A 7,601-nucleotide genomic window follows, 5' to 3' on the forward strand; every position below is an offset into this window, starting at 1 on the left:
CGATGATCAAGGTCTTCCTGGTCGATGACCACGAAATTGTGCGGCGCGGCGTCGGTGACCTGATCGCCGCCGAGCCCGACCTCGAAGTCGTCGGCGAAGCGGATGGCTACTCCCACGCCTTGGCCCGGATTCCCGCGTTGCGGCCCGATGTGGTGGTGCTCGACGTGCGACTGCCCGATGGCAACGGGATCGAACTGTGTCGAGAACTGATGTCGGCGAATCCGGACCTGCGCTGTCTGATGCTCACCTCGTTCACCGACGAGCAGGCCATGCTCAACGCGATCCTCGCGGGCGCCTGCGGATACGTGGTCAAGGACATCACCAGCCTCGACCTGATCGGCGCCATCCGCGAGGTCGGCGCGGGCAGATCCCTGCTCGACAGCCGCGCCGCGGCCGCGCTCATGGCGAAACTGCGATCGGAGGCCGAGGCCGAGAAGGGCCCACTGGCCACCTTGACCCAACAGGAGCGGACGTTGCTGGCGCTGCTGGGCGAAGGTCTGACCAACAGGCAGATCGCGAGCCGAATGTTCCTGGCGGAGAAGACGGTCAAGAACTACGTCTCGCGGCTGCTGACCAAACTCGGCGTCGAGCGTCGAACTCAGGCGGCCGTCCTCGCGTCGAAACTGGACAGGCCCGAGCGCCCACGGTGATCGGGACATCCCGCTGATCCGGTGAACTCGTATAGTTACCGTATGCCGGACACAGAGGCCCAGCGGTCTGATTCCGGAGCCAACGGTCGGATCGCCGTCAGCGAGACCTTGTCACAACTGCGGCTGCACGAACTGCTGTTGGAGGTCCAGGACCGCATCGCACAGATCGTCGGCGTCCGCGACAGGATGGATCGTCTGATCGAAGCCATGCTCGTCGTCACCGCGGGCCTGGATCTCGACAACACCTTGCGCACGATCGTGCACGCCGCCATCGAACTCGTGGACGCCCGCTACGGCGCGCTCGGCGTCCGCGACACCGAAGCAGGCGGCAAGCAACTCGTCGAGTTCGTCTACGAAGGCATCGACGACCGCACCCGGGTCATGATCGGCGACCTGCCGCGCGGCCACGGCGTCCTCGGCGTGCTCATCGAACACCCCGAACCGATCCGCCTGACGAACCTCTCCGATCACCCCGCCTCCGTCGGCTTTCCCGCCCACCATCCGCCCATGCACACCTTCCTCGGCGTTCCGGTCCAGGTCCGCGAGGAGGTGTTCGGCAACCTCTATCTCACCGAGAAAGCCAGCGGCAAGGAATTCACCGACGACGACGAGATCGTCGTCCAGGCACTGGCCGCCGCCGCGGGTATCGCCATCGAGAATGCCCGACTCTACGAACAGAGCCGGGTGCGGCAACGCTGGTTGGAAGCGACCAGGGACGTGGCCACCGAACTCCTCGGCAACAGCGAATCCAGCGAGGTCCTCGAAGTCATCGTCGAACGCACCCTGGCGCTGACCGAATCCGCCGTCACCTTCGTCGCCCGCCCCGACGACCCGGACATTCCGGCCGAGGACATCGCCGAACTCGTCGTGGTGGCCGTGGCGGGCGCGCGGTCGGACACGCTCGTCGGCGCGCGCATCCCGGTGGACCGATCGCACTCCGGGGAAGTCTTCCGGTCCGGGCGCTCGATATCGGTCGAGAAACTGGCGTACAACCCCTTCGGTGACATCACCGAGGAACTCGGCCCCGCCCTGATCCTTCCCCTGCGGGCGGGAGGTTCTGTGATCGGCGTCCTGACAGCGCTGCGGCCCGCGGGCTGCACCGCGCTCGACGCTTCCGCACAACAGATGATGGGCGTGATCGCCGACCAAGCAGCCCTGGCCATGCAGCTGGCCGACACCCAGGCGCGGATGCGTGAACTCGATGTCCTGTCCGATCGTGATCGAATCGCGCGCGATCTTCACGATCACGTCATCCAGCGGTTGTTCACCGTCGGCCTGGCCTTGCAGAGCACCGCGCAGCGGGCCAAGTCACCGGATATCAAGTCCCGACTCACCGCGACGATCGAAGACGTGCAGACCATCGTCCAGGACATCCGGCATTCCATCTTCGACCTGCACAGCAACAACGCCGCCGACTCGTCGAACTACCGCAAGTACCTGCACGACATCATCGTCGACACCACCGCCGACTCGGATCTGCACACCACCGTACGGCTGGCGGGTCCGGTCACCGCGCTGTCCCCGCCGCTGTCCGACGACGTCGAAGCGGTGCTGCGCGAATCGGTGAGCAACGTGGTTCGCCACGCGCACGCCACCACCTTGTCGGTGGAACTGCGCATTCGCGACGACGTCACCATCGAGATCGTCGACAACGGCCGCGGCATCGGCGATGCCGACACCCGCCGCAGCGGGCTGGCCAACCTCGCGACCCGCGCCGAGAACGACGGCGGCAGCTTCGAGATCGCGCCGAATCCCGGCGGCGGCACCATATTGCGATGGTCCGCGCCACTGCCCTGAAGGCACCGCGCGGGCTATGGACGTGTCCCGGAAGACGCGCGGTCGCGATCGAGGGCGGCGAGCGTGCGCACCGCGTCCATCGCTTCTCGGCAGACGCGCGGCAGCGATTCGGCACGGCGGTCGGCGATGTCGAGCTCACGCTGGTAGAGCAGCCCGTAGGTGAAACTCTCCGCCCCCGCCTTATCGGCTTCGTCCACCAATTGCAGCAGGTGCTGTTTGGCGACCACCGCATCGTGGTGCTCGCCCAGCATGTTCTGCAGTGATTCCAGCGCTACCAGGGCGGCGCCACGTTCGGACTCGGCGCCGCCGAGAGATTCGATGTAGTACCGCGTGCGCCGAACGGCCTTGCGCACCGAGTGCACCGCGGCGTCGCGGGCATCCTCGCCGCGCGCCACCGCCACCGCACGCATCCGGTCCTCGACGCGTTCGACGAGTTCATCGAGCAGCACACCGGGACGGTCGGTCACCGGCCAGTTCGCCTCACCGCCGCGAAGCGCCGCGATCTCGGAATCGAGGTCGGTCACCACCGCGAGACGGCGACGTGAACCGAGCAACGCGCGTCCCTCGATCCGAGCCTGATCGATGCGGTGGTCGAAGTAGCGATCGATGTGTTCGGCCACCTCGCCTCGGACGTAGCGGGCACGCAGCGCCCCCAGAGACGCGCGCAGGCGAGTGGCCTGGACATCCAGATCGTGCGCCGCGCCGAGCGCGAGACCGAACCACCGCAACTCTTCGATCAGCCGACGAAGATGTCGGTGACGATCACGGGCTACGCGATGGGCGGCCAAGGCGCTGCGGGCTCGACGCGCCGCGATGATGATCGCCGGTATGGCCGCCGCGTCGCCGCCGCGCGCGGCGACCTCGGCATCGACGATGGCGTCGCGCTGCGCGCTCAGATAGTCCGCGAGCGCCTCGGCGTTCGATTTCCTGACCTCGGCGCCGTTCGCGGTCCTCGGGGGGACATCGGTGGGTGCGGACATCGGGTCGCCTAACGTCGGGGTGCTGTTCGTTCCAGCCTCGCGCGGCCCCGTCGTAGGCGGCAGGGCCATTGGTCGCGGGCCGTAGAGTCCTCCAGCCGAGCACAACGGCTCTTGTTCCCCGGGTGCGGGACGCCGATGATCGGAAAGGTGCCGACACCCCTATCCGGGTCAGGGGCGCCTCGGACCACGGAACGCTCGGATCAGATCGAGATCGAGATCGAGGACGCACCGGTTCGCGCCGGACGTTCCGTCGAGTCCGCCCCGGCCTGTGGCAACTCCGACATTTCCATCCACGCGGACGGCGACCGGCCCGCCGACAGATGGTGCGGCGGTGCGGCGGCGGGACCCGGCGGTTGGCATCTCACCTACGACGACTGGGATCCCGAGCGCGAAGGCACCCGGGAAGCCTTGTGCACGATGGGAAACGGGTATTGGGCGACCCGCGCGTCCGTTCCCGGCGTCGTCGCCGATTCGGTCCACTACCCGGGCACCTACATCGCGGGAATCTACAATCGCTGCGTCCTCGATGTCGAAGGACGTCCCACCGAGACCGAACACCTCGTCAACGTGCCGGACTGGACAATGCTGCGCATACGCCTCGACGACGGCACGGAGTTGCGCCCCGGCATCCCCGAGATGCTCGAGCACCACCAGAATCTCGACCTTCGCACCGGGACACTGACTCGCGTCGACCGCTACCGAGACCGAGCGGGCCGCACGACCAGGGTCACCACGCGCCAATTCCATTCGATGGCCGAGATCCATCTCGCCGCAATCGAACTCGATATCCTGGCCGAGGACTGGAACGGCGCACTGACGGTCTTCTCGGCGACCAACGCCGACGTCGCCAATCGCAATGCCACGGCCGATCGCGCCATCGCCTATCGCCATCTGCTGCGCGGGCGTCACGAGTTCCTCGATTCGGCGACCGTGCTGCATGTCTCGACGACCGACCAGTCCCGTCTCGATATCGCGGTCGCCACGCGCACGACATCGACGGATTCAGCCGCGAAGCGACGACGGATCAGCAGAATCGACTGTCCGGGAATCGAATTCACTTTCTCCGTCCGCGCCGGAGTCGGTGCGGGCATCGAGAAGGTCGCCGCCGTCGCGACCAGCCGCGACCGGGGTATCTCGACCGCGGCCATCGCCGCCGCCGACCGGCTCGCCGCCGCCCCCGGCTTCGACGCCTCGCACGCCGCCCATATTCGCTGCTGGGCACGGCTGTGGCGCCGTTTCGGAATCCGCCTCGGTGATGGACCGCAGCACCGAATGGCGTTGAATCTGCACGTCTTCCACGTGCTCCAGAGCACCGCCGCGGCCGGGCCGGATTGCGATATCGGGGTGCCCGCACGCGGATTGCACGGGGAGTCCTATCGCGGCCACATCTTCTGGGACGAACTGTTCGTCTATCCCATGCTGACCTTACGCAGACCCGAACTCACCCGCGCTTTCCTGAACTATCGGCATCGGCGGCTGCCCGGCGCCAGAGCCGCCGCGCGAAAGCTCGGCCTGCCCGGCGCGCTGTTCCCGTGGCGCAGCGGCAGCGACGGCCGCGAAGAGACACCCACCGAACTGCTCAACACCCGCAACGGCCGGTGGATGCCGGACAATTCGCATCGGCAACGCCACGTCGGACTCGCGATCGCCTACAGCGTCTGGCAGTACTACCAGGCCACCGCCGACATCGGCTTCCTGCTCGAGTCCGGCGCCGAGATGCTGATCGAGATCGCCCGCCTGTTCGCGGGCTCGGCGACCCACGACCCCGTCTCCGACCGCTACGACATCGTCGGGGTCATGGGTCCCGACGAGTACCACGACGGCTATCCCGACTCGCCGGGTACGGGATTGCGCAACAACGCCTACACCAACGTCCTCACCGCCTGGGTGCTCGCCCGCACCTGCGATGTGGTCGAGATACTCGCGGGACGCGACTGCGATCCGTTGCGCGAACGACTCGCCCTGCACCCCGAAGAACCCGAACACTGGGACCGCATCAGCAGACGGCTACGCGTCCCGTTCCACGCCGACGGCGTCATCGGTCAGTTCGACGGCTACGAGGCGCTCGAGGAGTTCGACTGGGACACTTACCGATCGAGATACGGCAATATCGGTCGTCTCGATCTCATCCTCAATGCCGAAGGTGACAGCACCAACCGCTACAAGCTGTCGAAACAGGCCGACGTACTGATGCTGTTCTACCTCTTCTCGGCCGAGGAACTGCGCCACATCCTCGACCGCCTCGGCTACTCGCTCGAACCGGAGACCATTCCGCGGACCGTGGGCTACTACCTGGCACGTACCAGTCACGGCTCGACGTTGAGCCGTCTCGCACACGCTTGGGTGCTGGCGCGCACCGATCGCGCCATGTCGTGGGGACTGTTCGCCCAGGCACTCGAGGCCGACCTCGGTGACACCCAGGGCGGCACCACGCGCGAGGGCGTCCACATCGGCGCCATGGCGGGGACGGCGGACATGGTGCTGCGATGCTACGGCGGCGTCGAGACCCGGCACGACACACTGCGACTGCATCCCGTACTACCCGACGACCTACCGGAAGTGGAATTCACTCTCAGCTATCGCGGGCAGCCGCTGACCGTGGAAGTGAGCCACACGCGCGTGCTCGTCCGACTGCATCCCAGCGCGGCCGCCCCCATCCGCGTCCACATCGAGAACATCGAGCGAACCCTCGGTTCCGGACAGACCTGGGAGGTTCCGTTGCCCTGAACGCAGACCGAGCCCAACGACTCTCATCCGTGGGACGAAGGACCGCAGCTCTCCGGATTCGACCGGCCTACGGTCGAATCGACACCGCTCACCGATCCCGAAGGGTCCTCGGTCATGACCATGAATCCGGGCGACGCGCATCGACTCGCCACAGCTCCCGTCGTCGTCGGCGTCGACGGGAATCACACCTGCGAATCCGCGATCCGCTGGGCCGCCCGCACCGCCGCCCGCAGGCGACGTCGGCTGCACATCGTGCACGCTCTCGGCTTCTCCTCGACCCGCGCGGTCCTGGGCAGCTACGACGTGATGATCCCCGCCGTCACCGAAGGTATGCGCGAACGCGGCGACCGCGTCCTCGCCGAGGCCACACGCGTGGCCCGCGACGCCGCACCCGATCTCACCGTCGTCACCGAGCTGTCCGAGGCCGATCCGGCCGAACTGCTCGTCGCGATATCCGAGCGCGCGCACATGGTCGTCCTCGGGGCGCGTTCCGGTGTCGGGACCCTGCGTCATCTCGGCTCCACCGTACTGACGGTCGCGGCGCACGGTCACGGCGCCATCGTCGTGGTGCACGACACCGACGTGCGCGAGACCGGTCCTGTCGTCATCGGCGTCGACGGCAGCCCCGTCGGGGACGCCGCCGTCGCCACTAGCTTCGCCGAAGCCTCCGAGCGAGGTGTCGAACTCGTAGCGATACACGCGTGGAGCGATATGGATTCCGGAACATTCGCGGGCACAACCTATTTCGAGCTGCCCGCAGCCGAGCGCGAAGTCGTCGAGCGTGCCTTGACAGCCGAACGCCTCGCGGGCTACCAAGAGAAATATCCCGACGTCCGCGTGACCCGTGAAGTCCACACGAATGGACCGCGCCTGCACCTCGCCGACGCCTCCGCCGGGGCCGCGCTCCTCGTCGTCGGCAGTCGAGGGCGTGGCGGATTCCGCGGCCTGCTACTCGGCTCGACGAGCACGTGGATCATGCAGCACGCGCAGTGCCCGGTCATGATCGTGCATCCCGAGGGTCTCTGAGATATCGGACGTATCCCGCCACTGTGGGAGAGCCGTTCGGCCGCGAGCCGACTGTCCGAAGTCATCGTTGCCAGGAGTCGTAGCTCGTACTCGGCCCGACGTGTTCTCCGCCGGTGATCGGCGTCCAACCGACCGAATGGGACAACAGGTTCGCCGTCGGCGTCGCGGCGGTTGTCGGTGGCGTTGGTCGTCGGATCCTTCGACCGAATACTCTTTTCGTCGGCTCGCCGGAGAAATAGAAATACTCACGTGGACTCATTCAATCCCACCACCAAGACCCAGGCCGCTCTGATGTCCGCCGTGCAGGCGGCTTCCGTCGCGGGTAATCCCGAGGTGCGTCCGGCGCATCTGCTGGTCGCGTTACTGGACCAGACCGATGGTGTGGCGGGTCCGTTGCTCGAGGCTGTCGGCACCGACCCGG

At 67.0% G+C, this 7,601-nt stretch carries 6 protein-coding genes; 5 read left to right on the forward strand and 1 reads right to left on the reverse strand.

Annotation, left to right across the window (positions count from 1 at the left end):
- Positions 1-2 precede the first annotated feature (2 nt).
- On the forward strand, positions 3-650 hold the full coding sequence (locus IT779_RS32870; protein WP_196153378.1) for a response regulator: 648 nt from the start codon (positions 3-5) through the stop codon (positions 648-650).
- A gap of 42 nt (positions 651-692) precedes the next feature.
- Positions 693-2,447 (forward strand): sensor histidine kinase, encoded by a 1,755-nt coding sequence (locus tag IT779_RS32875; protein WP_196153379.1) that lies wholly within the window; start codon positions 693-695, stop codon positions 2,445-2,447.
- 14 nt (positions 2,448-2,461) lie between these two features.
- Here the strand turns inward: IT779_RS32875 and IT779_RS32880 are convergent, their stop codons facing one another.
- Positions 2,462-3,427: a CHAD domain-containing protein gene (locus tag IT779_RS32880; RefSeq protein ID WP_196153380.1), complete on the reverse strand. Its 966-nt coding sequence runs from the start codon at positions 3,425-3,427 to the stop codon at positions 2,462-2,464.
- Positions 3,428-3,574: 147 nt separating this feature from the next.
- On the opposite strand from IT779_RS32880, the gene IT779_RS32885 reads away from it, so the two are divergent.
- The 3 genes from IT779_RS32885 to IT779_RS32895 form a co-directional block, all read left to right on the forward strand.
- Complete coding sequence (locus IT779_RS32885; protein ID WP_332839068.1) at positions 3,575-6,154, forward strand: glycoside hydrolase family 65 protein; 2,580 nt, start codon at positions 3,575-3,577, stop codon at positions 6,152-6,154.
- Positions 6,155-6,268: 114 nt separating this feature from the next.
- Positions 6,269-7,180 carry a universal stress protein gene (locus IT779_RS32890; RefSeq protein WP_196153382.1) on the forward strand — a complete coding sequence of 304 codons (912 nt, stop codon included), beginning with the start codon at positions 6,269-6,271 and terminating at the stop codon, positions 7,178-7,180.
- A 249-nt stretch (positions 7,181-7,429) separates the two neighbouring features.
- Positions 7,430-7,601 (forward strand): Clp protease N-terminal domain-containing protein (locus IT779_RS32895; protein WP_196153383.1); only part of this gene is annotated, 172 nt, incomplete at its 3' end.

The organism is Nocardia bovistercoris (assembly GCF_015674855.1).
Classification (GTDB): domain Bacteria; phylum Actinomycetota; class Actinomycetes; order Mycobacteriales; family Mycobacteriaceae; genus Nocardia; species Nocardia bovistercoris.